This window comes from Thiobaca trueperi (genome assembly GCF_004342175.1).
Classification (GTDB): Bacteria; Pseudomonadota; Gammaproteobacteria; order Chromatiales; family Chromatiaceae; genus Thiobaca; species Thiobaca trueperi.
The window spans coordinates 64,751-91,482 of record NZ_SMAO01000009.1 but is presented as its reverse complement, the minus strand read 5'-3'; the positions used below and the strand labels follow the sequence as shown (position 1 = coordinate 91,482).

24 protein-coding genes are annotated in these 26,732 nt (G+C 63.5%); 16 read left to right on the top strand and 8 right to left on the bottom strand.

Annotation, left to right across the window (positions count from 1 at the left end; translation table 11 throughout):
• Window positions 1–26 precede the first annotated feature (26 nt).
• Both EDC35_RS15715 and guaB read right to left on the bottom strand, forming a co-directional pair.
• Window positions 27–1,481 carry a cryptochrome/photolyase family protein gene (locus EDC35_RS15715; protein ID WP_132978210.1) on the bottom strand — a complete coding sequence of 485 codons (1,455 nt, stop codon included), beginning with the start codon at window positions 1,479–1,481 and terminating at the stop codon, window positions 27–29.
• A gap of 21 nt (window positions 1,482–1,502) precedes the next feature.
• A complete protein-coding gene (gene guaB / locus EDC35_RS15710) occupies window positions 1,503–2,966 on the bottom strand; it encodes an IMP dehydrogenase (RefSeq protein ID WP_132978209.1) in 1,464 nt (487 codons plus the stop codon).
• A 141-nt stretch (window positions 2,967–3,107) separates the two neighbouring features.
• Between guaB and xseA the strand changes: the two genes are divergently transcribed.
• Entirely contained in the window at window positions 3,108–4,499 is a 1,392-nt protein-coding gene (gene xseA / locus EDC35_RS15705) for an exodeoxyribonuclease VII large subunit (RefSeq protein ID WP_132978302.1), read from the top strand.
• On the opposite strand, the gene EDC35_RS15700 is transcribed toward xseA, so the two are convergent.
• Window positions 4,491–4,955, bottom strand: coding sequence for a PGPGW domain-containing protein (locus tag EDC35_RS15700; protein ID WP_243651716.1), 465 nt, complete (start codon window positions 4,953–4,955; stop codon window positions 4,491–4,493). The two genes, xseA and EDC35_RS15700, sit on opposite strands and share 9 nt — an antisense overlap.
• Before the next feature lie 265 nt (window positions 4,956–5,220).
• Window positions 5,221–6,084, bottom strand: coding sequence for a bifunctional methylenetetrahydrofolate dehydrogenase/methenyltetrahydrofolate cyclohydrolase FolD (gene folD / locus EDC35_RS15695; RefSeq protein ID WP_132978208.1), 864 nt, complete (start codon window positions 6,082–6,084; stop codon window positions 5,221–5,223).
• A gap of 140 nt (window positions 6,085–6,224) precedes the next feature.
• Here folD and speA point away from each other — a divergent pair, with 140 nt between their 5' ends.
• On the top strand, window positions 6,225–8,105 hold the full coding sequence (gene speA, locus EDC35_RS15690) for a biosynthetic arginine decarboxylase (protein WP_132978207.1): 1,881 nt from the start codon (window positions 6,225–6,227) through the stop codon (window positions 8,103–8,105).
• Window positions 8,106–8,127: 22 nt separating this feature from the next.
• On the opposite strand, the gene mnmG is transcribed toward speA, so the two are convergent.
• Window positions 8,128–10,008 (bottom strand): tRNA uridine-5-carboxymethylaminomethyl(34) synthesis enzyme MnmG, encoded by a 1,881-nt coding sequence (gene mnmG, locus EDC35_RS15685; RefSeq protein WP_132978206.1) that lies wholly within the window; start codon window positions 10,006–10,008, stop codon window positions 8,128–8,130.
• A gap of 142 nt (window positions 10,009–10,150) precedes the next feature.
• On the opposite strand from mnmG, the gene EDC35_RS15680 reads away from it, so the two are divergent.
• Genes EDC35_RS15680 through EDC35_RS15670 form a run of 3 tightly spaced genes read left to right on the top strand, consistent with a single transcriptional unit; the run spans window position 10,151 to window position 11,805 of the window.
• Complete coding sequence (locus EDC35_RS15680; RefSeq protein ID WP_132978205.1) at window positions 10,151–10,414, top strand: ribbon-helix-helix domain-containing protein; 264 nt, start codon at window positions 10,151–10,153, stop codon at window positions 10,412–10,414.
• Window positions 10,411–10,809, top strand: coding sequence for a type II toxin-antitoxin system VapC family toxin (locus EDC35_RS15675; protein WP_132978204.1), 399 nt, complete (start codon window positions 10,411–10,413; stop codon window positions 10,807–10,809). The genes EDC35_RS15680 and EDC35_RS15675 overlap by 4 nt, the downstream gene beginning before the upstream one ends.
• A 51-nt stretch (window positions 10,810–10,860) precedes the next feature.
• Entirely contained in the window at window positions 10,861–11,805 is a 945-nt protein-coding gene (locus EDC35_RS15670; RefSeq protein WP_132978203.1) for an AAA family ATPase, read from the top strand.
• Window positions 11,806–11,869: 64 nt separating this feature from the next.
• On the opposite strand, the gene EDC35_RS15665 is transcribed toward EDC35_RS15670, so the two are convergent.
• Window positions 11,870–13,105, bottom strand: coding sequence for an MFS transporter (locus tag EDC35_RS15665; RefSeq protein WP_132978202.1), 1,236 nt, complete (start codon window positions 13,103–13,105; stop codon window positions 11,870–11,872).
• Window positions 13,106–13,292: 187 nt separating this feature from the next.
• Here EDC35_RS15665 and EDC35_RS15660 point away from each other — a divergent pair, with 187 nt between their 5' ends.
• Window positions 13,293–13,592 (top strand): hypothetical protein, encoded by a 300-nt coding sequence (locus EDC35_RS15660; RefSeq protein ID WP_341539445.1) that lies wholly within the window; start codon window positions 13,293–13,295, stop codon window positions 13,590–13,592.
• A 164-nt stretch (window positions 13,593–13,756) separates the two neighbouring features.
• Window positions 13,757–14,098 carry a zinc ribbon domain-containing protein YjdM gene (locus EDC35_RS15655; RefSeq protein WP_132978201.1) on the top strand — a complete coding sequence of 114 codons (342 nt, stop codon included), beginning with the start codon at window positions 13,757–13,759 and terminating at the stop codon, window positions 14,096–14,098.
• On the opposite strand, the gene EDC35_RS15650 is transcribed toward EDC35_RS15655, so the two are convergent.
• Window positions 14,095–15,768 (bottom strand): sensor histidine kinase, encoded by a 1,674-nt coding sequence (locus EDC35_RS15650; protein WP_341539444.1) that lies wholly within the window; start codon window positions 15,766–15,768, stop codon window positions 14,095–14,097. The two genes, EDC35_RS15655 and EDC35_RS15650, sit on opposite strands and share 4 nt — an antisense overlap.
• A gap of 122 nt (window positions 15,769–15,890) precedes the next feature.
• Here EDC35_RS15650 and sucC point away from each other — a divergent pair, with 122 nt between their 5' ends.
• The 4 genes from sucC (at window position 15,891) to EDC35_RS15630 (ending at window position 20,137) form a co-directional block, all read left to right on the top strand.
• The gene (gene sucC / locus EDC35_RS15645; protein WP_279388005.1) at window positions 15,891–17,090 is read left to right on the top strand and encodes an ADP-forming succinate--CoA ligase subunit beta; all 1,200 of its coding nucleotides are present in this window, start codon (window positions 15,891–15,893) and stop codon (window positions 17,088–17,090) included.
• A complete protein-coding gene (gene sucD / locus EDC35_RS15640) occupies window positions 17,087–17,980 on the top strand; it encodes a succinate--CoA ligase subunit alpha (protein WP_132978199.1) in 894 nt (297 codons plus the stop codon). The genes sucC and sucD overlap by 4 nt, the downstream gene beginning before the upstream one ends.
• Window positions 17,981–18,095: 115 nt before the next feature.
• On the top strand, window positions 18,096–19,712 hold the full coding sequence (locus tag EDC35_RS15635) for an NAD+ synthase (protein ID WP_132978198.1): 1,617 nt from the start codon (window positions 18,096–18,098) through the stop codon (window positions 19,710–19,712).
• Between the two features lie 86 nt (window positions 19,713–19,798).
• Window positions 19,799–20,137, top strand: a complete 339-nt coding sequence (locus EDC35_RS15630; protein WP_132978197.1) for a P-II family nitrogen regulator — start codon at window positions 19,799–19,801, stop codon at window positions 20,135–20,137.
• Window positions 20,138–20,327: 190 nt separating this feature from the next.
• On the opposite strand, the gene EDC35_RS15625 is transcribed toward EDC35_RS15630, so the two are convergent.
• Window positions 20,328–21,155, bottom strand: a complete 828-nt coding sequence (locus tag EDC35_RS15625) for an outer membrane protein assembly factor BamD (RefSeq protein WP_132978196.1) — start codon at window positions 21,153–21,155, stop codon at window positions 20,328–20,330.
• Window positions 21,156–21,260: 105 nt separating this feature from the next.
• On the opposite strand from EDC35_RS15625, the gene rluD reads away from it, so the two are divergent.
• From rluD to EDC35_RS15600, 5 genes are all read left to right on the top strand, one after another.
• Window positions 21,261–22,241 carry a 23S rRNA pseudouridine(1911/1915/1917) synthase RluD gene (rluD, locus tag EDC35_RS15620; protein WP_132978195.1) on the top strand — a complete coding sequence of 327 codons (981 nt, stop codon included), beginning with the start codon at window positions 21,261–21,263 and terminating at the stop codon, window positions 22,239–22,241.
• Entirely contained in the window at window positions 22,222–22,974 is a 753-nt protein-coding gene (pgeF, locus tag EDC35_RS15615; RefSeq protein ID WP_132978194.1) for a peptidoglycan editing factor PgeF, read from the top strand. Before rluD ends, pgeF begins: the two co-directional genes overlap by 20 nt.
• Before the next feature lie 193 nt (window positions 22,975–23,167).
• Window positions 23,168–23,689: a glycine cleavage system transcriptional repressor gene (locus EDC35_RS15610; protein WP_132978193.1), complete on the top strand. Its 522-nt coding sequence runs from the start codon at window positions 23,168–23,170 to the stop codon at window positions 23,687–23,689.
• Window positions 23,690–23,692: 3 nt separating this feature from the next.
• Window positions 23,693–24,196, top strand: coding sequence for a peptide deformylase (gene def / locus EDC35_RS15605; RefSeq protein WP_132978192.1), 504 nt, complete (start codon window positions 23,693–23,695; stop codon window positions 24,194–24,196).
• A 282-nt stretch (window positions 24,197–24,478) separates the two neighbouring features.
• Window positions 24,479–26,593, top strand: coding sequence for a carboxy terminal-processing peptidase (locus tag EDC35_RS15600; RefSeq protein ID WP_132978191.1), 2,115 nt, complete (start codon window positions 24,479–24,481; stop codon window positions 26,591–26,593).
• Window positions 26,594–26,732 lie beyond the last annotated feature (139 nt).

The window sequence follows — 26,732 nt, the reverse complement described above, 5'->3', positions numbered from 1 at the left end:
ATAGCGATGGACAGGAATGGACAAAATCAACGCGATTCCAGGGCATCGGCGGTTAAACGGGTGTCTGACCAGGCGGCGAGCGCCACTTGACGCGACGCCGCAAGATCGAGGATCGGCAGCGGATAATCGCGACCGAGCCGCACCCCGCACGCCGTCAGAACGGCCTGGGAGGCGGTCCAGGGCTGATGGATGCAGGTGTCCGGCAGTCGCGCCAGCTCGGGACACCAGCGCCGCACATAGACGCCCTGCGGGTCGAAGCGTTCGCCCTGGCGCACCGGGTTGAAGACCCGAAAATAGGGCGCGGCATCGGCGCCACAGCCAGCGGTCCACTGCCAGCCAAGCGTATTGGAGGCCAGATCGGCATCGACCAGCGTCTCCCAGAACCAGCGTGCGCCGCTCTGCCAGGGCAGCCGCAGATTCTTGGTCAGCAGCGAGGCCGCCACCATCCGCACCCGATTGTGCATCCAGCCGCTGTGCCAGAGTTCGCGCATTCCGGCATCGACCAGCGGGATGCCGGTTCGTCCCTGTTGCCAGGCGGCCAGATCCTCGCTGGCCTCAGCGCCGCGCCAGGGAAAGGCGGCGAAGCGTGCATCCAGTGGTTCGTCGGTCGTGCGCGGGAAATGGTAGAGCAGGTGATAGGCGAATTCACGCCAGCCCAGTTCACGCACGAAGGCCTCCACCCGCGCGGCGGTCGGATCGCCATGGCGCGCGATCACCATCGTCAGCAAGCGGCGCGGGCTGATTTCGCCAAGATGCAGATGAGGCGACAGCCGCGAGGTGCCGGGGATGCCGGGCAGATCGCGCGCCGCGCCATAGACGGCAACCCGCTCATCGAGAAAAGCGGTCGCAGAGGCAAGCGCCGCCGATTCGCCCGGCGTCCAAGCCGCGCGCAGACCCGTATCCCAGAGGAAACGGGGCAGGAGCCCCAGATCCTCCACCGCGAGCCCTTTCTCCAAGTCAGGTCCGGCGGGCAGTGTGCTCGGGGCCGGCAGCGGAGACGGCTCGCACAGCCGTTTCGCGCAGGCGCGCCAGAAGGCGCTGAAAACACGATAGGGCCGGCCTTCGGCGGTGGCGATGTCCCACGGCTCGAACAGCAGCGTGGCGTTATGGCTCGCGCAATCCAATCCGTCTGCCTTCAGCGCCTGCTTGATCTGCGTGTCGCGCTCACGGATCACCGGATCATAGAGCCGGTTCCAGACCACGCGCGTCGCGCCGGTGACAGCCGCGATTCGGCGCAACTCGGCCAGACTGTCGCCGCGCGCGATCCACAGCCGGCTGCCGAGCCGGCGCAGGGAGGCGTCGAGCGCCAGCAGACTGTGATGCAGCCACCAGCGACTCGCCGCGCCCCGCGCCCAGGACGCTTCCTCGTCTGGCGCATGAATATACACCGGGATGACCGGCATCCCGTCGGCAATGGCGCTGACGAGCGCCGGATTGTCGTCGAGACGCAGATCGCGCCGGAACCAGAGAATCGCGGTCATTGACAGTCGATTGTCAGGCGTTCAATCGATCCGGTAATTGGGCGCTTCCTTGGTGATCTGGACATCATGGACATGCGACTCGCGCATGCCGGCGGTGCTGACGCGCACGAACTGCGGTTTGGTGCGCATCTCTTCGATGGTGGCGCAGCCGGTGTAGCCCATGCTGGAGCCCAGGCCCCCGACCAGTTGATGAATGACGTTCAACAGGCTGCCCTTATAGGGCACGCGCCCCTCGATGCCCTCGGGAACCAGCTTTTCCTTTTCGGTATCTTCCTGGAAATAGCGGTCGCTGGAGCCTTCGGACGCGCCCATCGCGCCCAGCGAGCCCATGCCGCGATAGGACTTGTAGGAACGCCCCTGATAGATCTCGACCTCGCCCGGCGCCTCGTCGGTACCGGCGAACATGCCGCCGATCATGACGCTGTGCGCGCCAGCGGCGATGACCTTGGCGACATCGCCCGAGTAACGCAGTCCGCCATCGGCGATGGTCGGCACACCGGTCCCTTCCAGCGCCTCGGTGACATTGGCAACGGCGGTGATCTGCGGGACGCCGACACCGGCGACGATGCGGGTGGTGCAAATTGATCCAGGTCCAATCCCGACCTTCACTGCGTCCGCTCCAGCCTCCACCAGCGCGTGCGCCGCGTCAGCGGTCGCGATATTCCCGCCGATGACCTGCAAATCAGGGTAGTGGGTCTTGACCCATTTCACCCGGTCGAGCACGCCCTGCGAGTGACCGTGGGCGGTATCGACCACGATCACATCGACTCCCGCCTCGACCAGCGCGGCGATGCGCTCCTCGGTGCCCTTGCCAACACTGACTGCCGCGCCGCAGCGCAGCCGCTCATGGGTGTCGCGCGACGCCTTGGGGAAGTCCTTGGCCTTCTGGATGTCCTTGACGGTGATGAGTCCGCGCAGCTCGAAGCGGTCATTGACCACCAGTACCTTCTCGATGCGATGCTCATGCAGCAGCTTGACCACATCAGCACGACTGGAGCCTTCAAGGACCGTGACGAGGCGTTCCTGAGGGGTCATGATGGCCGAGACCGGCGCGTTCATGCGGGTCTCGAAACGCAGATCGCGTCCGGTGACGATGCCGACCAGCTTGCCGTTCTCGGTCACCGGCACGCCGGAGATGTTATTGGCGTGGGTCAGCTTGACGACCTCGCCGATGCTGATGTCGGGCGAGACCGTGATGGGATTGCGGATGATGCCGCTCTCGTATTTCTTGACCGTCAGCACCTCGCGCGCCTGGCGCTCGGCGCTCATGTTCTTGTGAATGATGCCGATGCCGCCTTCCAGCGCCATGGTGATCGCCAGTCGGGACTCGGTCACGGTATCCATGGCAGCTGAGACCAGCGGAATCCGCAGCTCGATCTCGCGGGTCAGTTTGGTGTGGAAATCGACCTCGTTCGGCAGCACCCTGGAATGGGCGGGAACGAGCAGGACATCGTCGAAGGTGAGGGCTTCCTGGATCAGGCGCATGGGATGGGACTCCGCGAATCGCTTCCAAAGACTGGAAAGTAACCGCTGAGTATAGGATTTCAAATCCTGGCGGTAAACTTGCCAAAATTGCGTGTTAAACCGCGCCCAGCGCGAAATACCGGGTTTCGAGTGGATTCAACACTGGACTTTTCCCGCGACATCTACAGCGTGGCGCGCCTGACGAGCGAGGTGCGCGCAGTACTCGACGGCAGTTTTCCGCTGCTCTGGGTGCGCGGTGAGATCTCGAATCTGGCCCAGCCCGCCTCGGGACATCTCTATTTCAGCCTCAAGGACGAGGCGGCGCAGGTGCGCTGCGCCATGTTCCGCGCCAAACGTCTGTTGCTGGCCTTCCGGCCCGAGAACGGTCAGCAGGTGCTGGCGCGTGCGCGGGTGACGCTTTATGAGCCGCGCGGCGATTTCCAGTTGGTCATCGAACACCTGGAGCCGGGCGGCGAAGGCGCGCTGCGGGTGGCGTTCGAGCGACTCAGGCAGAGGCTTGCCGCTGAGGGACTCTTTGCCGAGTCGGTCAAACGCCCTCTGCCCGCCTTTCCGCGTCAGGTGGGTCTGATCACTTCACCCACGGGGGCCGCCGTGCGCGATCTGCTCGCGGTGCTCAAACGCCGGTTCAGCGCCCTGCCGGTCGTCATCTATCCGGCTCAGGTGCAGGGTGAAGGCGCCGCCGCCTCGCTGCTGGCCGCGCTGGCGCTCGCCAATGCCCGCAACGAGTGCGACGTGCTCATCCTGGCACGCGGCGGCGGGTCGCTGGAAGATCTCAATGCCTTCAATGACGAATCGCTGGCACGGGCCATTCGCGCCTCCAGCATCCCGGTGGTCAGCGGAGTGGGTCACGAGACCGACGTCACCCTGGCCGATCTGGTTGCTGACCGGCGGGCCGCCACGCCCTCAGCGGCGGCCGAACTGGTCGCGCCCTCGGTCGAGCATGTCCGGCAGCGGCTCCAGGCACTGAGCGCGCGTCTGCTCAATGCGCGGCAACGCCGTTTCGATCTGGTCCGACAGCAACTCAGCACCCTTGCGCGTCATCTGACCCAGCTGCACCCGACCGCCCGTTTGCAACAGCAGTCGCAGCGTCTCGATTACATCCGGCAGCGGTTGTCGAACCTCATCGCCGCGCGTCTGACGCAGGCGCGCAATCAGTTTCAGCCGGTCGCGGCGCGTCTCGCCGCCGGTTCACCGGAGCGGCGTCTGGAGCGCGACCAGGCAAGGCTCAGATCGCTCAGTCAACAGCTCATCTGGTCACAGGCGCAGGCACTGGAACAGCGACGGGGGCGTCTCGGGCGCGCCCTCGCCGGGCTCGACGCCCGCAGCCCACTGGCCACGCTGGCGCGGGGCTATGCTATCGTCACGCGCCTGCCGGATGGCGCGATCATTCGGGATCCACACCAAACCGCGCCCGGCACGCGCATTCAGGTGCGGATCGCGGACGGAACACTGGCGGCGGTCGTGGAGTCAACCGGTGCGAAGCCATCATCCCCGCAGGATGACCGGCATTCAGCCCTCAACGATTCAGGATGACGGCCTGGAGTCATCAGCCCCACGGATGGAGGGCGCGCGCAACGGCGGCTGTCCACTGCGAGCGCGCAGCCAGTTGATCGCCCCCAGAACCCTGGGATTGCTGGCAAGACGCCGTTCCAGCGTGAATTTCCCCGGAAAATCACTCAGCAGCAACCCCATGAGGATGGTCAGCAGCCCCTGCCCCGGCAGAACCAGCATGAAGAGACCTGAGAGGATGAGCAGCCAGCCGAGCAGATTCTTAAAGACGCGCAGCGCCAGATAGGCCAGAGGGTGCAGTCCCCTGAAATGACTGCGGTGACGCCGGGCGTCGCTGAAATAATACTCGGGAATACGCGCCGCCAGAAACGGCAGAGACAACAGTGAAACCACAAAGATCGCGGCGGACAGCCCGGCCAGCCAGAGACTCAACGCCTGATGCATCCCGATCCAGGTCATGACGCCATCGATCATCGCCATCTCCCCTCAATGACTCACGGATTGATGAATGGTTACGGCTGCCGATCCAGGGCGATTCTCCGATGCAACATGTTTCGACAGGATGAAACCGGCGCCAGATCCAACAATTGTTGATGAGGATCCGTGGCGCGGAATTAAACGCGCGTTGCGTTCGTGCAGCCGTGCAGATGTTCCGGGACCGTCTCTGATCGTTGTCGTTGTCGGCTTGCGAAACTTCGATTACGACAACGACAACGAACGACCTCGGCATTCCCAAGTTACTGCATCAGTGTGCCTCGCCTGCATGCAGCACGGCAGCCTGCAAGGTATTTTCCAGCAGGGTGGCGATGGTCATGGGACCGACGCCACCGGGGACCGGCGTGATCCAGGCGGCGCGCTCGGCGCAGGCGGCGAAATCCACGTCCCCGACCAGCTTGCCGTCTTCGCCGCGATTGATGCCCACATCAATGACGATGGCGCCTTCCTTGATCCAGTCGCCCGGCACGAAGCGCGCACGCCCCACTGCCGCGACCAGCAGATCGGCGTTGCGCGCCTTCTCAGCCAGATCCTTGGTCCGGCTGTGGCAGATGGTGACGGTACAGCGGGCCGCCAGCAGTTCCAGCGCCATCGGTCGCCCGACGATGTTGGACTGACCGATGACGACGGCGTCGAGCCCTTCCAGTTGCCGCCCGGTGCGCGCCAGCATGGTCATGATGCCTTTGGGCGTGCAGGGGCGCAGCAGCGGCGTCCGCAAGACCAGCCGCCCGACGTTGTAGGGATGGAACCCATCGACATCCTTCGTCGGCAGGATACGCTCGGTCACGGCCATTTCGTCCAGATGAGCCGGCAGCGGGAGCTGGACCAGAATCCCATTGATGGCGGGATCGGCATTGAGCCGGTCGATCAGTTCGAGCAGATCGGTCTGACTGGTGGAATCCGGCAGTTCGTGCAGGACGGAGTGAAAACCGACCTCGGCGCACGCCTTGCGCTTGTTGCGCACATAGACCTGCGACGCGGGATTGGCGCCCACCAGCACAACCGCGAGTCCGGGGGGGCGTCCTCCCGCAGCCAGAATGGTATCGACGTTTTCTTTGATTGACGCGCGGAGATCCGCGGCGATGGCCTGGCCATCGAGAAGCTGTGCGCTCATGGTGATCCTGTCGTGCAATGTCGGAGTCGCATCATAGCGAGGGGCACGGCGGATGAAAACGTGCGCCGTGTCTGCACTAGGCAGGTTCTGCCATTCACTCTACCATCCCCGCTCCAAAATCTTGATCGAGATCCTGTCTCATGGACCACGCCATCCAACGCTGCACCGACATCTACGCCATCGACCGCTGGGGCGAAGGCTATTTCGGCATCAACGCAGCAGGTCATCTCTGCGCCCGCCCGGATCCGCACGGGCCAATCGAGATCAATCTCCCGGAACTGGCCGGTCAGATCGAGGCGGAAGGGCTCTCGCTGCCGGTGCTGGTGCGTTTCAGCGACATCCTGCGTCATCGGGTGCGCTCGCTGCATCGGGCCTTCGTCGAGGCCAGCGCGGTCTGCGGTTATCAGGGACGCTATCAGCCGGTCTATCCGATCAAGGTCAATCAGCAGGCGGGCGTGGTGCGCGAGATCCTGCACTCGGGTCACGCGGGCCTGGAGGCCGGCAGCAAGCCGGAGCTGATGGCGGTGCTGGCGCTCTCGCCGCCCGGCGGGCTGGTGGTGTGCAATGGCTATAAGGATCGTGAATACATCCGGCTGGCGTTGATCGGGCGGCGGCTGGGGCTGCGGGTTTATCTGGTGATCGAAAAGCCGTCCGAGGTGCCGCTGATTCTGGAGGAGGCCGAACGGCTCGGGGTCGAACCCCTGCTCGGCGTGCGGGTGCGGCTGGCGGCGGCGGCGGCGGGCAACTGGCAGAGCAGTGGGGGCGAGAAGGCCAAGTTCGGTCTGGCGGCGAATCAGATCCTGGAACTGGTTTCGACACTGAAGCAGGCCGGGCGGCTGGACTGGCTCCAGTTGCTGCACGCCCATCTCGGTTCGCAGATCCCGAATCTCCAGGACATCCGCTCCGGCGTGGCCGAGCTGGTGCGTTTCTATGCCGAGCTGCGGCGTCTCGGCGCGCCGGTCGGCGTCATCGACGTGGGCGGCGGTCTCGGGGTGGACTACGAAGGCACCCGCACCCGCAATTACTGCTCGGTGAACTATGGCTTCGAGGGTTACGCCACCGCCATCGTCAACACCGTCGCCGCCGAATGCCGCCGTCGCGGCCTGCCAGAACCGGATCTGTTCAGCGAGTCGGGCCGCGCCATGACCGCACATCATGCGGTGCTGATCGCCAATGTCATCGACCGCGAAGCGGCCGGCGGGCTGGACGTGACGCCGCAGGACAGCGAGGGCGATGCCACCCTGGATGCGCTGGTCAGCCAGTTGCGCGCCGTTGCCGATTCGTCGCCACAGGAGGTCTATGCCGAATCGCGCGAACTGCTCGACACCGCCCGCGAACGCTTCGCGCAGGATCAACTCGATCTGACCGGTCGGGCGCGGGCGGAGGAGCTGTTCTTCGCCATCTGCCGTCGGCTGGCCGTGCGGCTCGATCCGGGCATCCGCCGTCATCGCGAACTGGCAGACGAGGTCAATGCGCTGCTGGCGGACAAGCTCTTCTGCAATTTCTCGCTCTTTCAGTCGCTGCCGGACATCTGGGCGCTTGATCAGATCTTTCCCATCGTGCCCATCCAGCGTCTCGACGAGATCCCCGAGGCGCGGGCGGTGGTGCATGATCTCACCTGCGATTCAGACGGCTGCATCGACCAGTATGTCGATGAGGGCGGGGTCGAGGCCAGCCTGCCGGTGCACGCGGGCGCCGGTCTGCATGCGCCCTATCTGCTCGGTTTCTTCATGGTCGGCGCCTATCAGGAAATCCTGGGGGACATCCATAACCTGTTCGGCGATACCGACGCCGTCAATGTGGAACTGGACGACAGCGCGCCCGGCGGTTACCGGCTGCTGGAGCCCGAGCGTGGCGATTCGACCGACGAACTCCTGAGCTATGTCCATTTCGAGCCGCGCACCCTGCTGGCCCACTATCGGCGCAAACTGGACGCGGCGGGGCTGGACCGACCGACCCGCGAACAGCTCTTCGTCGAGCTGAAGGCGGGGCTGTACGGCTATACCTATCTCGGCAACTGAACGGGGCGCGACAGGACAGATTTCATCCAGCGCCCGCCTGACGCCTGAGATGAATCAGCAGCAGTGAAACCGCCGCCGGGGTGACGCCGGGGATGCGCGCGGCCTGACCGATGGTCGCCGGTCGGACGCGGTTGAATTTCTCGCGCACCTCCAGCGACAGACCGCGCACCTGATCGAAATCGAAATGCTCGGGCAGGACTTTTGACTCCTGCTCGCGCTGGCGTTCGATCTCGGCGCGCTGGCGCGTGATATAGCCGTCATAGCGCGCCTGGATCTCCAGTTGTTCGGCGACCTCGGGCGAGACTGACGCGGGCGGCTCGCCGGTCAGGGCGCGGATGCCCGCATAGCCGACATTAGGACGCGCCAGCAGCTCCAGCGCGCGGGCCTCGCGGCGCAGCGGTTCGCCGAGCACTTGGGTCGCCAGCGCCGGATCGAGGGTCTCGGGGCGGATCCAGGTTTCGCGCAGACGCTGGCGCTCCTGCTCGATGGCCTCGCATTTGGCCTCGAAGTGGCGCCACTGCTGCTCCCCGACCAGACCGAGCCGACGCCCGATTACGGTCAGACGCAGATCGGCGTTGTCCTCGCGCAGCATCAGCCGGTATTCAGCACGGCTGGTGAACATGCGATAGGGCTCGCTGGTGCCGCGCGTGATGAGGTCATCGACCATGACCCCCAGATAGGATTCGTCGCGGCGCGGATGCCAGGGTTCGCGCCCCTGAACCTGAAGCGCGGCATTGGTCCCGGCCAGCAGACCCTGCGCGGCGGCCTCTTCATAGCCGGTGGTGCCGTTGATCTGACCGGCGAAAAAGAGCCCCGGCACCGGGCGCGTCTCCAGCGAGGGCTTGAGATCGCGCGGATCGAAAAAATCATATTCGATCGCATAGCCGGGACGGAGCAGGTGCGCCCGCTCCAGCCCTGGAATGGACCGCACCAGTGCTTCTTGAATGTCGTAGGGCAGACTGGTGGAGATGCCGTTGGGATAGACCTCATGCGTCGTCAGCCCCTCCGGCTCCAGAAAGATCTGATGCGAGTCCTTGCCAGCGAAACGCACGATCTTGTCCTCGATGGACGGACAATAGCGCGGCCCGATGCCCTCGATCAGACCGGTATAGAGCGGCGAACGCGAGAGCCCGGAACGGATGATGTCGTGGGTGCGTTCATTGGTATGGGCGATATGACAACTGACCTGACGCGGATGGTCCTCGGGTCGCCCCATGAAGGAGAAGACCGGGACCGGGTCGTCGCCCGGCTGCTCGGCCAGCCGGCTGAAATCGATGCTGCGTGCGTCGAGACGCGGCGGGGTGCCGGTCTTGAGCCGCTCGACCCGAAAGGGGAGTTCGCGCAGACGCCGCGCCAGCGCATTGGAGGGTGGATCTCCCGCCCGCCCGCCCTCATAGTTGGACAGCCCCACATGGATGCGTCCGCCGAGAAAGGTGCCGACCGTCAGCACCACTGCCGGGGCCAGGAAACGCAGACCCATCTGGGTCTGGACGCCGGCCACGCGGTCGCCCTCGACGATGAGATCATCGACCGCCTGCTGGAAGATGGCGAGCCCCGGCTGGTTCTCAACCGCGACCCGCACCGCCGCCTTGTAGAGCTGACGGTCGGCCTGGGCGCGGGTCGCCCGTACCGCCGGCCCCTTGCTGGCGTTGAGGATGCGGAACTGGATGCCGCCCCGGTCGGCGGCGCGGGCCATGAGCCCGCCGAGCGCGTCGATCTCGCGCACCAGATGACCCTTGCCGATACCACCGATGGCCGGGTTGCAGCTCATCTGGCCGATGGTCTCGATGTTCTGGGTCAGCAGCAGGGTGCGCGCACCGCAGCGGGCGGACGCCAGCGCCGCCTCGGTGCCGGCATGACCGCCGCCGACCACAATCACGTCGTATGTATCGCTTGCAAGCATCGCAAAGCAGGTCCGTGGGGGAGATAATAAAAGCAGGGCGGGCAGTTTAGGCGATTTGCCGCCGACCTTGCACCCTGGACCGTTGGGCGCTCTGGAATGTGTGACACTTGAGTCGTGGGGCAGCCAGACATAGCATATAGCTATGTATATTGCTAATGGCTATATCCGCATGCACTTCAATATCGATCTCGACGATGCCACCGGACAACAGCTCAACCAACTGGCGAAGCAGGCGGGAGAAACGCGCAACGCACTGATTCGCAAGGCCGTCCGCGCCTGGATGACGCAACAGGCCCAACCGCAATGGCCGCAGGCGATTCTCGACTTCACGGGGCTGCCCGACACGCCCGCATTCGAAAGCTATCGCAATGCGCTGCCCCATCCAGCCGAAGATCCTCTGGCATGACATACCTGCTCGATACCTGCACCGTCTCGGACTTCGTCAAGGGCCACCCCGCCGTCATGGCGCGGGTCAAGAACACCCCGCCCGACCTGATCGCGCTGTCTTCGTTGACACGCATGGAAATCGCTTACGGTCTGGCGCTCAATCGCCAACGCGCAGCAAGGCTTGAGCCGATTCTGGAAGCCTTTTTCGCGGTGACGACGACCCTGCCGTTCGACACCGCCGACGCTCAGGCAGCGGCGGCGATCCGTGCCGCCCTGAAGGCTCAGGGTCAGCCGATCGGTCCCTATGATGCGCTGATCGCCGGAACCGGCGTGGCGCGCGGTCTGATCGTGGTCACATCAAATCTCGACGAATTTCGCCGGGTGGCCGGATTGCAGGTCGAAAATTGGCGCTGACCTCGACCGTCTCCGCCCCCAATACAGTCCCTCGATCTCAGCGAGCCGCCGATGAGCCTACGCCCAACATCCACTCCCGCCCGTCCCAATCTCGCCGAGAATATCCTGCACGAGGCCGGTGCCATCATCCTCGGCAAGGATCGCGAATTACGGCTGGCGCTCGCCTGTCTGCTGGCACGCGGGCACCTGCTGATCGAGGATCTGCCCGGCGTCGGCAAGACCACTCTCGCCCACCTGCTGGCGCGTCTGCTCGGCCTGGACTATTCGCGCATCCAGTTCACCAGCGATCTGCTGCCGGCGGACGTGATCGGCGTCTCGGTCTATGACCGGGCGGCGGAAGGTTTCCGCTTCCATCCCGGCCCGGTCTTTTCGCAGTTGATCCTGGCCGACGAGATCAACCGCGCGACGCCCAAGGCACAGAGCGCATTACTGGAAGCGATGGAAGAGCGTCAGGTGACGGTCGAAGGCGAGACCCGACCGCTGCCGGTACCCTTCTTCGTCATCGCCACCCAGAATCCGCTGTTCCAGGTCGGCACCTTCCCCCTGCCCGAATCGCAGTTGGACCGCTTTCTGATGCGCATCCATCTGGGCTATCCGGCTGCCGATCAGGAAAAGGCGCTGCTCGCGGGCGAGGACCGGCGCGACATGGTGGCGCGCCAGCAGCCGGCGCTGACCAACGCCCAACTGATCGAACTCCAGAAATCGGTGAACCGCATCCACGCCGCGCCGCCCATCATCGATTATGTTCACGCCATCCTTCAGTTCACGCGCGGCTCGGAGCGTTTTGCCTATGGACTCTCGCCGCGTGCCGGGATTGGACTCCTGCATGCCGCCAAGGCCTGGGCCTTGCTTGCCGGGCGCGACTATGTCATCCCCGAAGACGTGCAGGCCGTGCTGCCGTCGGTCGCCGTGCATCGTCTGACTGGCGGCGAACCGGGACAGCGGGTGGGGGATGAGGAGGTCGCCAGCTTTATCCTTGCCAGCGTGCCGGTCTGAAGATTGAACCGGCCAATCGAATGACAGAACAAGCGCGCTGAAACAGTCTGTTTTGCGGGCAACATCAACCGGCGCTGGGCTCGGACGCCTCCAGCGTGACGGCGACCGGATCGCCGACCGGGTCGCGCCGCTCATGGGCGCGCAGCCAGAGCGCGAACGCCAGCGCCACGCCGAGCATCAGGATCGCGCCGACCACCACCCCCGGCCAGCCATGCCAGTGCCAGAAGGGTCCGAGATAGAAACTGCCGATGCTGGCCCCGCCGTAATAGCACATCAGATAGAGCGACGAGGCGCTGGCGCGGGCGCCGTCGGCCTTGCGGCTCACCCAGCCCGCCGCCTGGGTATGGGTGAAAAAGAAGCCGATGGCGTTGATCAGCATTCCGGCGACGATGGCCTCCAGTCGCGGGATCAGGGTCAGGAGCGTGCCTGCCATCAACATCAGAACGCCAGCCGCCATCGCCAGTGGCTGCGAGCCGCGCCCGACGATCCGTCCCGAGATACCAGCGGTCAGGGTGCCCGAGAGATAGGTCAGAAACAGGAGCCCCAGCCAGAAGGATGAGAGATTGTAAGGCGGCGCGCTCAGGAGAAAGGTGATGTAGCTGTAGAGATTGATGAAGACCAGAAAATTGAGCCCGCCGATGAGACAGGCGAAGAGGATCAGCGGATTGCGCGCATGGCGTCCCAGATCGTTCAGCATCGCCGCAGGATGCAGCGGCTTGGGCGTGAAACCGCGCGACGGCGGCAGCATCCAGGCAAAGACCATCAGGATGACGAGGCTCAGAACACCGGTCAGCAGAAAGCTCGCCTCCCAGCCCCAGACCGAGGCGGTCGCGCCGCTGATGAGCCGTCCGAGGATGCCGCCCAGCGAATTGCCGCCGATATAGATCCCGATGGCGAGCAGCATCGCCTCATGCTCGAATTCATCGCCCAGATAGGCCAGCGCCACCGCCAGCAGACCGCCGATGAACAGACCCTGCACCGCGCGCAGGGTCAGCAGGGTGGCGAAATCGGGCGCGAAGGCCATCGCCAGGGTGCAGAGCGTCGTCAGGCTCATGGTGACCAGCATGATGCCGCGCCGTCCGATGGCGTCCGACAGCGGGCCATAGATCAGAAGCGACAGGCTCAGAGTCAGGGTCGTCAGCGAGATGGTCAGGCTCGCATCGGTCGCGGACACACCCCAGGCCGCGCCGAACAGCGGCAGCAGGGGTTGCGGGGTATAGAGATTGGCGAAGGTGAGCATGGAACCCAGGCTCAGGGCCAGGGTGGCCCGCCAGAAAGCGGGCGTGCGTGCGGTGATCATGGGTGTGAAAGGGCTTGGCTCGCGGCAGGAGGCGGGGATTGTGTCTCCGGCACCATCGCGCTTGTCAAGACAGGCGATGCCCCCGGAGAGGGATCAATGGGCCCAATGGCATAACAGGCGCCGGCCCAGGATCGCAGCGATCTCCGATCAGTCGTGTGCATTCGGTGCGGACCAATTCGAGATCCTGGTGCCCTCGCTCTCGATCCTGGCGGAGCCGCCGGTCACCGTGGTTGATCGCACGGTGGACAAGAAGGGCACCCGCGCGGTCGCGACGGCCTATCTGGAATTCCTCTACTCGAAGGAAGGACAGGAAATTGCCGCCAGAAACTTCTACCGTCCCACCGATCCCGAGGTGGCGGCCAGACACAAAGGCCGGTTCGTTGAGGTCGATCTGGTGAAGATCGAGGATCTGGGCGGCTGGCAGGCGGCGCAGAAGAAACACTTCGCCGATGGCGGGGTGTTCGATCAGATCTATAACCCGCGCTGAGATTGGCGGGGCGTCAAACCGACGCCCCAGTCACACACGATCTTGCCCGCGCATCCGGCGAGGCCGTCGTCGTCTTGAAGAACATGATCACCATGAAATGGCCTGTGGCTGCCGGCATGCGCACCGACCTATAATGCGCGGCCAATTTTGACTCAGGCAGAATCATGTCAACCTTCCCCGCTTGTCCGCGATGCGCCCTGGAGAATACCTATCCGGATGGCGACAGCCGGATCTGTGCCGATTGCGGCCATGAATGGCAACCGACGGAGACCAGTGATCCAGATGACAGCGCAGAGGCCGTGGTCAGGGATGCAAACGGTCAGGTGCTGACCAATGGCGATACGGTTGTGCTGATCAAAGACCTCAAGGTCAAGGGATCATCCACCACGCTGAAGATGGGCACCAGGGTCAAGAGCATTCGCCTGGTCGGCGGCGATCACGAGGTGGACTGCAAAATGGATGCAGGCAGCTTCATGCTGAAGGCGTGCTATCTGAAGAAGGTTTAATCTGCAAGAGCCATGTTCGAAAACAGCAGCCGGAAGCAACTGCCGTGAGGCTCGACCGGCATGTATTTCAATTGCACCCCGTTCGTTTCAGCGAGTTCGCGGGCAATGTAAAGACCAAGTCCGGTGCCTTTGATCCGTGTCGTGTAAAAGGGGTTGAAGATGTCGTTCGCCGTGGCTGCATCGATTCCCGGACCGTCGTCGATGACTTCGACCAGTGGCTCGTGCTGATCGGCGCTCTGGCTGCTGCGGATCAGAATCTGCACTGACCGTCCGTCCGCTCCGCCATGGATGACCGCGTTCTCGCACAGGTTGGCGAGGATCTGATGCAGGTGACGGGGATCGACGGTGACGGCGATCCGGGGTGAGTCGAACTGGAGTTGGAAAACGCTCTCGCTCAGGCCATGACGCTCGCGGAATTCGCTCGCGAAATCCTCCAGCCAGTCATTCAGATCCATGCGGCAGGGATCCCGCTGGTGACGGCGCGAGAGTTGCAGCACGCTCTGTACGGTTTCCTCGATGCGGGCGCTGTTGCGGCGGATGATGTCGAGCAGATGACGATCATCGTCGGACAGACCCTGACCTTCGACCAGCAGTTGACTGGCATGGGTGATGGCGCTCAATGGATTGCGGATGTTGTGCGCGATGCTGGCGGTCAGGGTGCCAAGCGCGGCCAGTTTCATCTGTTGAACCTCTTTGACCACCTCCTGATTGTCACGCAGATAGAGGATCAGCCCGGCCGCGCGGCGTTCGCCCAAGAGCTTCATTGAAACATGGATGGCGCGTTCGTTGATTTCGATCAGGCCGCTTGGGGGCGCGTCGGACTGGAATCGGCAGGCCACCCAGGCGGCAAGTTCGGGCGACAGATCAGACAGCAGATCCCCGGTCCTGAATGGCGCGGCGCCGAGCAGATTCAACGCCGCCTGGTTGAGCAGACGCAGACGACGCTCACCATCGACCGCCAGGATGCCGGTGCCGATGCTGTGGATAATGAAACCGTTGAGCTTGGCGAGATCATCGATATCGACCTTGCGCTGGGCCGCCAGGGCTTCGGCGGTGCGCACCCGCCGATAGAGCACATGGGACAGCAGGGCCACCACGAAAAACAGCAGACCCAGGAGACCCGCCTGCGTGAAGGAGGCGGACTGGCTGTCGCCGAGCATGACCGCATAGACCTGCTGGGCGATCACGGCGAGCGAGGCAAGCGCGGCAAACAGCAGCGACAGGCGCCCTTCCATCATGAGTGCGCTGGCGGCAACCGTCACCGCCAGCAGAATGCCGATACCGCTCGTCACCCCTCCGGCTGCATGCATCAGGACGGTATAGGTCAGAATATCGATCACGATGGCGCTCTGGACCTGATGCGGACGGCGCGGCCAGCGGCGCGACAGACCGATCCCGCTGGCCAGAACCAGTAGCGCGTAGACGGCCAGGATATTCCACGCCAGTTGCGCGTCGGCATACGGAATCGAGGGATCCAGGGTGGCTGGCGAGAACGCCAGAATCAGGCCGACCACCATCAGCAGCCGGAACAGAAACAGCCAGCGCAGCGCGCCCCACGTGGGGTACGGATCAATGCTGTCGGCGCCGCGCCGCCGCGCCCGTGCACGTCCAGCGAACGGGGGCATGTCGGCATTGATGGTGTGGGTCTTGAGCGGGCGCTCGTCCGACATCCGTCTGTCTCGCTGTCAAATCGGGTCTGAAACGGATTCTTCTTTGGCAATCGACTGGAATTAGACCAGAATGATGCCACTCCTGAAGGTGGAAGTGTCGGGATCTTTATTGGTCGATCAGTGTGACCTCGGGCAGGCGGATGAATCTACACGAATATCAAGCAAAGCAACTCTTTCGGGACTATGGGCTGGCGGTGCCTGACGGGAGCGCGGTGACGACACCGGATGCGGCGGTGGCGGCCTGCAATGATCTGGGCGGATCGCGCTGGGCGGTCAAGGCGCAGATCCATGCCGGCGGACGCGGCAAGGCTGGCGGTGTGGTGCTGGCCGATTCCGTTGCGCAGGTCGAAACGGCGGCGCGGCGTCTGCTTGGCAGTCGTCTGGCGACCCATCAAAGCGGTCCCGAAGGTCTGCCTGTTGACGTGCTGCTGGTGGAGCGACCGACGGCGATTGCCCGCGAACTCTATCTGAGCCTGCTGGTGGAGCGCGCCTCGCAGCGCATCCTCTTCATGGCCTCGGCGGATGGCGGCGTGGAGATCGAGACGGTCGCCGCCGCAACGCCTGAGCGTCTGCTGCTGACGCGGGTTGATCCGGCGGTCGGTTTGCAGCCCTATCAGGTCCGGCGTCTAGGTTTCGGGCTGGGTCTGGCAGGTGCGCAGATTCAGGCGCTGGGCCGGTTGATGGACGGGCTCTATCGGCTCTTCAACAAGTGCGACGCCAGCCTGGTGGAGATCAACCCGCTGGTGGTGACGGACACCGGCGATCTGATCGCGCTGGACGCCAAGATCGATCTGGACGACAACGCGCTCTATCGCCATCCCGAGCTGGAGTCATTGCGCGATCCGCGTCAGGAAGACCCGCGCGAGGCGCAGGCGCGGGCGCATGAACTCAATTACATCAGTCTCGACGGCAACATCGGCTGCATGGTCAATGGGGCGGGACTGGCGATGGCGACCATGGATCTGGTCAAGCTCCACGGCGGGACGCCGGCCAATTTCCTCGACGTGGGCGGCGGCGCAACGGCCGAGCGGGTCGCCACGGCCTTCAAGCTCATCCTCTCCGACCCCAAGGTCACAGCGGTGCTGATCAATATCTTCGGCGGCATCGTGCGCTGCGATCTGATCGCCGAGGGCATCATTCAGGCAGTGCGCGAGGTGGGTGTGACGGTTCCCGTCGTGGTGCGGCTCGAAGGCACCCATGCCGAACAGGGGCGACGGATGCTGGCCGAGAGCGAGCTGGCGGTCGCGACGGCGGGCAGTCTGAGCGAGGCGGCGGACAAGGTGGTGGCAGCCGCTGGGCGCCTGACGGAGGATGCGCGATGAGCGTTCTGGTCGATGCGACGACGCGCCTGATCTGCCAGGGCTTTACCGGCAAACAGGGCACCTTTCATAGTGAGCAGGCCATCGCCTATGGCACCAATCTGGTCGGCGGCGTGACCCCCGGCAAGGGCGGTCAGCGACATCTCGACCGGCCGGTCTTCGATACCGTACAGCAGGCCGCGCAGGACACGGGCGCCGATGCGACCATGATCTATGTCCCGGCGGCCTTTGCCGCCGATGCCATCCTGGAAGCAGCCGATGCCGGGATCCGGGTCATCGTCTGTATCACCGAGGGGATTCCGACCCTTGACATGCTGCATGTCAAGGCCGCGCTCGCGCACACGTCTGCGGTGCTGATCGGTCCCAACTGTCCGGGAATCATCACGCCGGGCGCCTGCAAAATCGGCATCATGCCGGGCAGCATCCATCGTCCGGGGCGGATTGGGATCGTCTCACGCTCCGGCACACTCACTTACGAAGCGGTCTTCCAGACCACCCAGGCGGGTCTGGGTCAGAGCACCTGCATCGGCATCGGCGGCGATCCCATTCAGGGTCTGGATTTCGTCGATTGTCTGGCGCTGTTCGAGTCCGATCCCGAAACCGACGGGGTCATTCTGGTCGGCGAGATCGGCGGCGGCGCGGAAGAGGCGGCGGCGGATTTCATCCAGGCGCGGATGACCAAGCCGGTGGTGGCCTATATCGCCGGCGTGACCGCGCCTGCCGGCAAACGCATGGGCCACGCCGGTGCCATCGTCACCGGCGGACAGGGCACCGCCGAGGGCAAATATGCCGCGCTGGAGCGCGCCGGGGCCGTCACTGTGCGCTCACCCGCGCTGATGGGCGAACGGATGGCTGAGTTATTGGGGGCTGCTGTTATAAATGGACAGGATTAACAGGATTTTCCAGGATGGACAGGATTTTTAAAGCCGCTTTTTCAATGCTTTTAATCCTGAATCATCCTGTTCATCCTGCGAAATCCTGTTCATCCTGTCTATTTTGAAGGAGTGAATGATCGTGGCCTGTCGTATCCAGATCGCTCAACTGAATCCGCTGGTCGGCGATGTCGTCGGCAATGCGACGCGCATCATCGACTGGTCCGTGCGTGCGCGTGAGGCGGGCGCCGATCTGGTCGTTTTTCCCGAGCTCGCGCTGACCGGTTATCCGCCGGAGGATCTGCTGCTGCGACCGGAATTCATCCAGCGGGTCGAGACGGCGCTGGAGCGAATCCGCGCCGAAGTCGCTGGCATCACCCTGGTGCTGGGCTATCCACTGCGTGCCCTGGGCGGGCTGTTCAATGTCGCCGGGGTACTGCGCGACGGTCAGGTGATCGCCGAGTACGCCAAGCAACACCTGCCCAATTACAGCGTCTTCGATGAGAAGCGCTATTTTCAGGCGGGTGCGACACCAACGATCTTCACGCATGCCGGACTGCGCTTCGGGCTGAGTGTCTGCGAAGACATCTGGCATGACGGCCCGACCCGCCAGGCCGCCGAGGCCGGCGCTCAGATCCTCATCAATCTCAACGCCTCGCCCTTTCATGCCGGCAAACGGACAGCGCGCGAGGCGCTGGTGGCACGGCGGGCTGGCGATCATGGCCTGACGATCCTCTATGCGAATCTGGTCGGCGGACAGGATGAGCTGGTCTTCGATGGGGCATCATTCGTGATGGATCGATCAGGTCAGGTGATCGCCCGCGCGCCGGGCTTCGGGGAAGCCGTGCTGACGCTGGATCTCGACGACGCCGGGATACCGGTCAATCCGGATCCACTGGACAGCGAAGCGCCGCTCGAAGACGAGGCGTCCATCTATTCCGCCCTGGTGCTCGGGGTGCGCGATTATGTACGCAAAAATGGTTTCAGCGGGGCGGTGCTGGGTCTGTCGGGTGGGGTCGATTCGGCCCTGACCCTGGCCATTGCCGTGGATGCGCTGGGTGCCGGACAGGTCGAGGCGGTCCTGATGCCCTCGCGCTATACCGCCGACATGAGCAACGAGGATGCGCTGGAGCAGGCCCGGCGACTGGAGGTGACGACACGGATCATCCCCATCGAACCGGCCTTTCAGACCTTTCTCGGGATGCTGGAGCCGGTCTTCGCCGGTCAGCCGGCGGATGTCACCGAGGAAAACATCCAGGCGCGCTGTCGCGGCGTCATCCTCATGGCAATCAGCAACAAGAGCGGGCGCATTCTGCTGACCACCGGCAACAAGAGCGAGATGGCGGTGGGTTACGCAACCCTCTATGGCGACATGGCTGGCGGTTTTGCGCCCATCAAGGATGTGCCCAAGATGCTGGTCTACCGGCTCGCACGCTATCGCAACACAATCGCGCCGGTGATCCCGGAGCGGGTGCTGACCCGCGCGCCCTCGGCCGAACTGCGTCCGGATCAGACCGATCAGGACAGTCTGCCGCCCTATGAGATCCTGGACGCCATCCTGCGGCTCTATATCGAAGAGGATGAAGGCATCGACGCCATCGTGGCGCGGGGCCATGCAGCGGATGTCGTGCGCCGGGTCACACGGCTGGTGGATCGCAACGAATACAAGCGCCGTCAGGCGCCGCCAGGGGTGCGGATCTCGCAACGGGCCTTCGGGCGCGACCGGCGCTATCCGCTCACCAGTGGCTTCTGACCAGCGATCTCACGGACGCTGTTCATCACCTGATCGCGAACTTATACTTCCAGGCTTTCGAGAGCCGCGCCTTAACGGAGACACGCATGAAAAAAGTCGAAGCGATCATCAAGCCCTTCAAGTTGGACGATGTGCGCGAGGCACTGTCTGCGGCGGGTATTACCGGCATGACCGCCATTGAGGTCAAGGGGTTTGGCCGCCAAAAAGGCCACACCGAACTCTATCGCGGCGCCGAATATGTGGTGGATTTCCTGCCGAAGGTGAAGGTCGAGCTGATCCTCGCCGACGATCAGGTGGACGACTGCATCAATGCCATCACGGCAGCAGCGCGTACCGGCAAGATCGGCGACGGCAAGATCTTCGTCTCGGATGTCTCGCGAGTGGTGCGGATCCGCACCGGAGAAGAGGACGAAGCGGCGATTTGAGATTAAACCGCGTCCGAAGCGAAAGGCTTGGTTTCGAGTGTGTTTAATGTTTGGTGCATTGACGGTTCTTGGTGGGACGCGGTTTAAAATTTTATATTTTTAATAGCTTAAACCGCGCCAGCTCCGACAATCATCGATGCAGCCAGGGCTGGTCCAATCCAAAAATATCGCATACTGCACGGGACGCAGTTTAATTCTTGTCGAGACTCAGGTAGTCCCAGAGCTTGCGCGCGATGTCGCCCTTGTCCGGCTCAGGTTCATCCGCCACGAAACGTCCGGCCTGACGATTGAGATCCAGCACTCGTCTGGCATCCGCCGCCAGTTCCTCCTTGCCGAGCGCGCGGTAGGCATCGATCAGCACTTCCAGCGCACTTTCCACGGCGCTGGTGCGCTGGAAACGCTCGATGACATAGTTGGCGCGATTGGCGGCAGCCAGATAGGCGCCGCGCCGCATGTAATAGCGGGCGACGTTGACCTCGTGTTGGGCGAGATTGTTGCGCAGATAGAGCATGCGCTGGCGGGCGTCCTCGGCATATTTGCTGTCGGGAAACTTCTCGACCAGGGCCGAAAAATCGACAAAGGCATCCAGCGCCGAACCGGGGTCGCGCTGTGAGGCATCGACCGGGATGTAGCGGTCCAGAAAGCCCACGCTGCGGTTGTAATTGACGATGCCTTTGAGATAGTAGGCGTAATCGACGAATGGATTCTGCGGATAGAGCTTGATGAAACGATCCGCCGCAGCGATGGCTTCCTCCGGCTCTTCGGCGCGGTAGTGTGCATAGGCCACATCGAGCTGGGCCTGCATGGCGTAGCGGCCGAATGGATAACGCGACTCCAGCTTTTCATACAGCTCGATGGCGCGCTCGTAGTTGCTGGAATCCAGCTCGCCTGCCGCCTCCGCATAGAGCTTGGCGGCGCTCCAGCCCTCGGTCTGATCGATCTCCTTGCCGAAGATCCCGCAGCCGGCAAGCGCGGCGACGAGCAGTATCACGGGCAGTCGTGTTAACGTGCGCGACATGTCTCAAACACACCTTTGCAAAATGATCCGCAGTATACCCGAAGGGCGCATGTTGGGCTCAGACTGTTGCGTTCGACATCGATGCCCGCCACAGTTGGTGCGCTCATGAATATGCCGATTGCCGATGTCGTGCGCCGCTCGGTGCAGGTCGATCCAACGCTGGCGGGCTGCCGGCTCGATCAGGCGCTGGCTGCACTCCTGCCCGAATTTTCGCGCAGCCGGTTGCAGCAGTGGATCGAGTCCGGACAGGTACTGGTCAACGATGCGCCACGTCGCTGTCGCGACCGGGTCTGGAACGGCGACGCGATCCGGATCGATGCCCCGCTCCGGCTCAACGACGACTGCGCCGCCCAGGCAATCCCGCTGGATCTGGTCTATGAGGACGCGCACCTGCTGGTGATCAACAAGCCTGCCGGTCTGGTCGTCCATCCGGCCGCCGGCAATCCCGATGGCACGCTTCAGAATGCACTGCTGCATCATGCCCCGGAGCTGGCGGCGATCCCGCGCGCCGGCATCGTCCATCGGCTCGACAAAGACACCACCGGACTCCTGGTCGTCGCGCGGACGCTCTCCGCCCATCAATCGCTGGTGGCGCAGCTTCAGGCGCGCGAGGTGCACCGCGAATACCGCGCCCTGGCGGTTGGCGAGCTGGTTGCTGGCGGGCGGATCGAGGCGCCGGTGGGACGCCATCCCACGCAGCGCACACGGATGGCTGTGGTGGCGCGGGGACGCCCGGCGGTGACGCATTATCGCGTATTGGAACGCTATGCCGGCCATACCCTGCTGGCTGTCGAACTGGAAACCGGACGCACCCATCAGATTCGCGTGCATCTGACGCACAGCCATCATCCGCTGGTGGGCGACCGCACCTATGGCGGTCGTCCGCGTCCGCCGCGTGGCGCCGATCCGGCCCTGGTCGCGGCCCTGCAGGGCTTTCCGCGTCAGGCGCTGCATGCCATCCGTCTGGGTCTGAATCACCCGGCGACCGGCGAGCCCATGGTCTGGGAGGTGCCAATGGCGGCGGATCTCGACGATCTGCTGGCGCTGTTTCGACAGGAGCGTGCGCGTGGAACTGATTCGTCCTGACTGGCCCGCACCCGCCTGGGTGCAGGCGGTCTCCACCACGCGCCATGGCGGCCTGAGCGGCGGCCCCTTTGCGAGCCTCAATCTGGGTGACCATGTCGGCGACGAGCCGGCGCAGGTCGCCGGCAATCGCGCCCGCCTGATCGAACATCTGGGCCTGACTGCCGAACCCTGCTGGTTGAATCAGGTGCATGGACGGACGATCATTCACGCCGATGCGGTCGCGCCGGGGCGTGAAGCGGATGGCGCTGTGACGGATACGCCCGGCGCGGTCTGTGTCGTGATGACCGCCGACTGTCTGCCGCTGCTCATCTGCGACGACCGGGGAACGCAGGTCGCCGCCGTTCATGCCGGCTGGCGCGGCCTGGCCGATGGCGTGGTGGACAGCGCCCTGGACGCGCTGGGCGTTGCACCCGAACGGCTGCTGGTCTGGCTCGGCCCGGCGATCGGACCCGCTGCCTTCGCGGTCGGCGACGAGGTGCGTGATCGTTTCATCGCGGCGGCCCCTGATGCGACAGCCGCCTTCCAGCCGCATGGCGCTGGCCGCTGGCTGGCCGATCTCTTTCTGCTGGCCCGCCAGCGGCTGGCTCTGCTTGGCATCGACCGCATTTATGGCGGCGGAGACTGCACGGTCTCGCAGCCGCACCGTTTTTTTTCGTACCGGCGCGATGGCGTCACCGGACGCATGGCGAGCCTGATCTGGCTGGATCCTGGCCGGGAAAATAGACAGGATTAACAGGATTTTTCAAGATTGACAGGATTTTTAAGTCACTGTTTTTAATATTTTTAATCCGGTCTAAATGAAAATTCTGATCTAAGAGGAGTGTTTCCCGGAAAGCGCCTGAATACAGCACTTAAAAATCCTGTTAATCCTGCGAAATCCTGTTAATCCTGTCCATTCAAACGACAGTCTGATGGAGAAAAAATCCATGCCTGATTGGAATATGCTGACCCTGGTCGGGGCCGACCGTCCGGGGATCGTGTCACGCGTGACCCGTGCGCTCTACCAGGTCGGCTGCAATCTTGGCGAGGCGTCGATGATCCGGCTCGGCGGTAATTTCACCATCATGCTGATGGTGAGCGGCGAGCATACCGATTCCGAGATTCAGGCCGCGCTGGCGCCGGTCGCGGAGGAACTGGGTCTGCGTCTCCATCTGGATCCCGTGCAGGGCGGTCTGCACCGTCATCTGGCGCCCAATCTCCAGGTGCGGGTCATGGGCGCGGATCGCGCCGGCATCGTCGCCGATGTCACCGAAATCCTCGCGGAACAGGGGTTTAATATTTTAGAGCTGGAATCGGATGTGGCCGGCCACCAGGAGCGTCCGATCTACATCATGAACATTCAGGGTTACTGCGATCGCACGCTTGAGACCCTGAATGCGGCGCTCTCCACCCTGAGTGATCGCGGCGTTTCCGTGGATGTCTCGCCTGTCGATGTGCTGATTGGTTGACCGATGGCGATTCTGGACATTCTCACACTCCCCGATCCACGGCTGAAACAGGTCTCAGCGCCGGTTGAGTCATTCGACGACGAGCTGCGGTCATTCATTGCGGATCTGGAGGAAACCCGTCTGGCGGGACCGGCGGCGGTCGGCATCGCCGCGCCCCAGGTCGCGCGCTTCCAGCGCATTCTGATCATGAATGTCTCGGGGCGGCCCAAGACGCCGAATCACGGTCATCTGGTGCTGGTCAACCCCGAGATCGTCCACTGGGAGGGCTATGCGATCGGACGCGAGGGCTGTCTCTCGGTGCCCGACTACACGGGCAATGTGATCCGCGCGACCCACATCCGTCTCAAGGCCCAGGATCCTCAGGGCCAGAGCCATGAGTATGAGATGGAGGGCTATGAGGCGCGCGCCCTTCAGCATGAGATGGATCATCTGGACGGGCTGCTCTTCGTTGATCGGGTGGTCAGCCGCCGGACGGATCTGTACCGGCGCAAGGTCTATCAGACCTGAAGCCCGCCCCGTCGTCTTAAATCGCGCCTCGTGCGGTATGCGATGTTTTGGAGTTGGATCGACCCCGGCAGCATCGACGACCGTGCGAACTGGCGCGGTTTAACGCTGTTGCAAAAATAATTCGTTGTAAAAATCTCATTCAGGCTCTACTGTGAAGGCTTTTTATGGCCTAAGATTTGTCAGTTTCACACCAAGCCGCGACTTGAGTGCGTTTTTGGTCACGACACCTCCTTTGGTCAATTTTGTCTCTCTGTTGATCGAGATCGAACACGAGTACTGCCCATGAGACGGCCGCTTTCACTGTTTCTGTCCGCTGTTGCGCTAATGATGACGGCCACCGCCCTGGCCGCGCCGCATCCCGTTCCACTGTCCGAGCTCTTTCCGAATTCGGGGCACGCCAGGTCCGCAATCATCATCAACAAGGTGCTGGAGCGTTATCACTACCGCAAAGTGAAGCTCGACAACGCCTTTGCCCGGCAGGTGCTCGCCAAATATCTGGCTGCGCTGGATCCCAACCGCGCCTTTTTCCTCGCGCGCGACGTGGAGCGTTTCGAAAACGGCGCCCGTCGCCTTGAGGAGAACCTGCGCCGGGGCGAACTTGATGCCGCATTCGACATCTTTCGCGTTTACCGGATGCGGGTCGATGAGCGGGTGGCGGGCGCGCTCAAGCTCCTGGACGGTCAATTCGATTTCGGTCGCGCGGAATCCTATGCCTTCCCGCCGTCATCCGCCTCGTCACCATCCACCGCTCGCTGGGCGCAGGACAGCGCCGAACTCGACGAGTTGTGGCGCAAGCGCGTCAAGAACGATTTCCTGACCCTGCGCCTGGCCGGCAAGGCCGATCCTGAGATTCGCGAGCGTCTCCAGAAGCGGTATGAAGGACTGGCGCGGCGAATCCATCAGTTCAATGGCGACGATGTCTTTCAGACCTTCATGAACGCCTATACCGAGACACTCGAACCGCACACCAGTTACATGTCGCCGAGCACCTCGGAAAATTTCGACATCAGCATGAAACTCTCGCTGGAGGGCATCGGCGCGGTGCTGCGTGGCGACAACGAATACACCGTGGTGCAGAGCACGGTCCCTGGCGGTCCCGCCCGGGAATCCGGGCAGATCCACGCAGGCGATCAGATCGTCGGGGTCGCCCAGGGGCTCGACGGTGCGCTGGAAGATGTGGTCGGCTGGCGACTGGAAGACGTGGTGGACAAGATCCGGGGACCGAAGGGCTCGGTCGTGCGTCTGCAACTGCTGTCGAAATCGAGCGGCTCGACTGCCCAGACGCGCGAGGTGTCGCTGGTTCGCAACGAAATCAAACTGGAGGATCAGGCAGCCAAGACCTTTGTTGTCGATCCACTCGCCAATGCGCCGGGGCTCAAGATCGGGGTTATTGAGATCCCGGCCTTTTACCGGGATTTCGCCGCAGAAGGCGCCGGTAATCAGGATTTTCGCAGCACCACGCGTGACGTGCGCAAGCTGGTCGAACAATTGGTGGCGCAGGGTGTGGATGGCATCCTGATCGATCTGCGCGCGAATGGCGGCGGCTCGCTGGCCGAGGCGACCTCGCTCGCCGGCCTTTTCATCGATACAGGGCCGGTCGTGCAGGTCAAGGACAACTTCGGCAAGGTCGAGGTCGAGACCGACACCGATCCGGGGGTCGCCTACAACGGCCCGCTGGCGGTTCTGGTTGATCGCGACAGCGCCTCGGCCTCCGAGATCTTCGCCGCCGCCATTCAGGACTATGGACGCGGACTGATCATCGGTGAGCCCACCTTCGGCAAGGGGACGGTGCAGACCCTGATCGATCTCAACCGCTATGTGCCGGGCGAGCACAACGATCTCGGTCGTCTGCGCCTGACGATGGCCGAATTCTTCCGCATCAGCGGCGGCAGCACTCAGTTGCGCGGTGTCGAGCCCGACATCCGCTTTCCGGGCGCCGATTACTTGACCAATCATGGCGAGCGTTCGCTCGACAACGCACTGCCCTGGACGCAGATCAAGCCCGCCGACTACAAGCGGGTCGGACAGGTCAGTGTGGACCGGCTGGCGCAACAGTCCGCCGAACGCATCGCCCAGGATGTCGGTTTCAGGATGCTCACCGAGCGCAGCAAGCTGATGCGCGACGCCGAGGCGCAAACCCAGGTCTCGCTACGGGAGACGGAGCGCCGCGAGGAAGACAAGCGGCGTGAGCGTGCCTTCAAGGAGCTTCAGAATCGTTTTCTTCAGGCGCGCGGCATCACGCCAGTGGACGAAGACGCGGATCAGATCGATGAGGACGCGCTGGACGCGCAGCGCAAGGCCATCGCCCGCATTGAGGTGGACGAGGCGGCGCGGATCCTCGCCGACCGGATCCTGATGGAGCGCGAGCGCCAGCCGCGCGCGGTCATGAAGGATTAAGATGATCTCCTGAAAACCGATACCTGATACACGCCTCAAACAGACAGGATCAACAGGATTTTCCAGGATGAGCAGGACTTTTAAACTATTGTTTTTATCCTGTTAATCTTGAGTCATCCTGTTAATCCTGTCTCATCTC

What these genes read in the sequence shown, in the direction of transcription:
- EDC35_RS15715 (WP_132978210.1), bottom strand. Translation starts at nt 1,481, where the DNA reads ATGACCGCGATTCTCTGGTTCCGGCGCGATCTGCGTCTCGACGACAAT.
- guaB (WP_132978209.1), bottom strand. Translation starts at nt 2,966, where the DNA reads ATGCGCCTGATCCAGGAAGCCCTCACCTTCGACGATGTCCTGCTCGTT.
- EDC35_RS15700 (WP_243651716.1), bottom strand. Translation starts at nt 4,955, where the DNA reads ATGGCGATGATCGATGGCGTCATGACCTGGATCGGGATGCATCAGGCG.
- folD (WP_132978208.1), bottom strand. Translation starts at nt 6,084, where the DNA reads ATGAGCGCACAGCTTCTCGATGGCCAGGCCATCGCCGCGGATCTCCGC.
- speA (WP_132978207.1), top strand. Translation starts at nt 6,225, where the DNA reads ATGGACCACGCCATCCAACGCTGCACCGACATCTACGCCATCGACCGC.
- mnmG (WP_132978206.1), bottom strand. Translation starts at nt 10,008, where the DNA reads ATGCTTGCAAGCGATACATACGACGTGATTGTGGTCGGCGGCGGTCAT.
- EDC35_RS15680 (WP_132978205.1), top strand. Translation starts at nt 10,151, where the DNA reads ATGTATATTGCTAATGGCTATATCCGCATGCACTTCAATATCGATCTC.
- EDC35_RS15675 (WP_132978204.1), top strand. Translation starts at nt 10,411, where the DNA reads ATGACATACCTGCTCGATACCTGCACCGTCTCGGACTTCGTCAAGGGC.
- EDC35_RS15670 (WP_132978203.1), top strand. Translation starts at nt 10,861, where the DNA reads ATGAGCCTACGCCCAACATCCACTCCCGCCCGTCCCAATCTCGCCGAG.
- EDC35_RS15665 (WP_132978202.1), bottom strand. Translation starts at nt 13,105, where the DNA reads ATGATCACCGCACGCACGCCCGCTTTCTGGCGGGCCACCCTGGCCCTG.
- EDC35_RS15655 (WP_132978201.1), top strand. Translation starts at nt 13,757, where the DNA reads ATGTCAACCTTCCCCGCTTGTCCGCGATGCGCCCTGGAGAATACCTAT.
- EDC35_RS15650 (WP_341539444.1), bottom strand. Translation starts at nt 15,768, where the DNA reads ATGTCGGACGAGCGCCCGCTCAAGACCCACACCATCAATGCCGACATG.
- sucD (WP_132978199.1), top strand. Translation starts at nt 17,087, where the DNA reads ATGAGCGTTCTGGTCGATGCGACGACGCGCCTGATCTGCCAGGGCTTT.
- EDC35_RS15635 (WP_132978198.1), top strand. Translation starts at nt 18,096, where the DNA reads ATGATCGTGGCCTGTCGTATCCAGATCGCTCAACTGAATCCGCTGGTC.
- EDC35_RS15630 (WP_132978197.1), top strand. Translation starts at nt 19,799, where the DNA reads ATGAAAAAAGTCGAAGCGATCATCAAGCCCTTCAAGTTGGACGATGTG.
- EDC35_RS15625 (WP_132978196.1), bottom strand. Translation starts at nt 21,155, where the DNA reads ATGTCGCGCACGTTAACACGACTGCCCGTGATACTGCTCGTCGCCGCG.
- rluD (WP_132978195.1), top strand. Translation starts at nt 21,261, where the DNA reads ATGAATATGCCGATTGCCGATGTCGTGCGCCGCTCGGTGCAGGTCGAT.
- EDC35_RS15610 (WP_132978193.1), top strand. Translation starts at nt 23,168, where the DNA reads ATGCCTGATTGGAATATGCTGACCCTGGTCGGGGCCGACCGTCCGGGG.
- def (WP_132978192.1), top strand. Translation starts at nt 23,693, where the DNA reads ATGGCGATTCTGGACATTCTCACACTCCCCGATCCACGGCTGAAACAG.
- EDC35_RS15600 (WP_132978191.1), top strand. Translation starts at nt 24,479, where the DNA reads ATGAGACGGCCGCTTTCACTGTTTCTGTCCGCTGTTGCGCTAATGATG.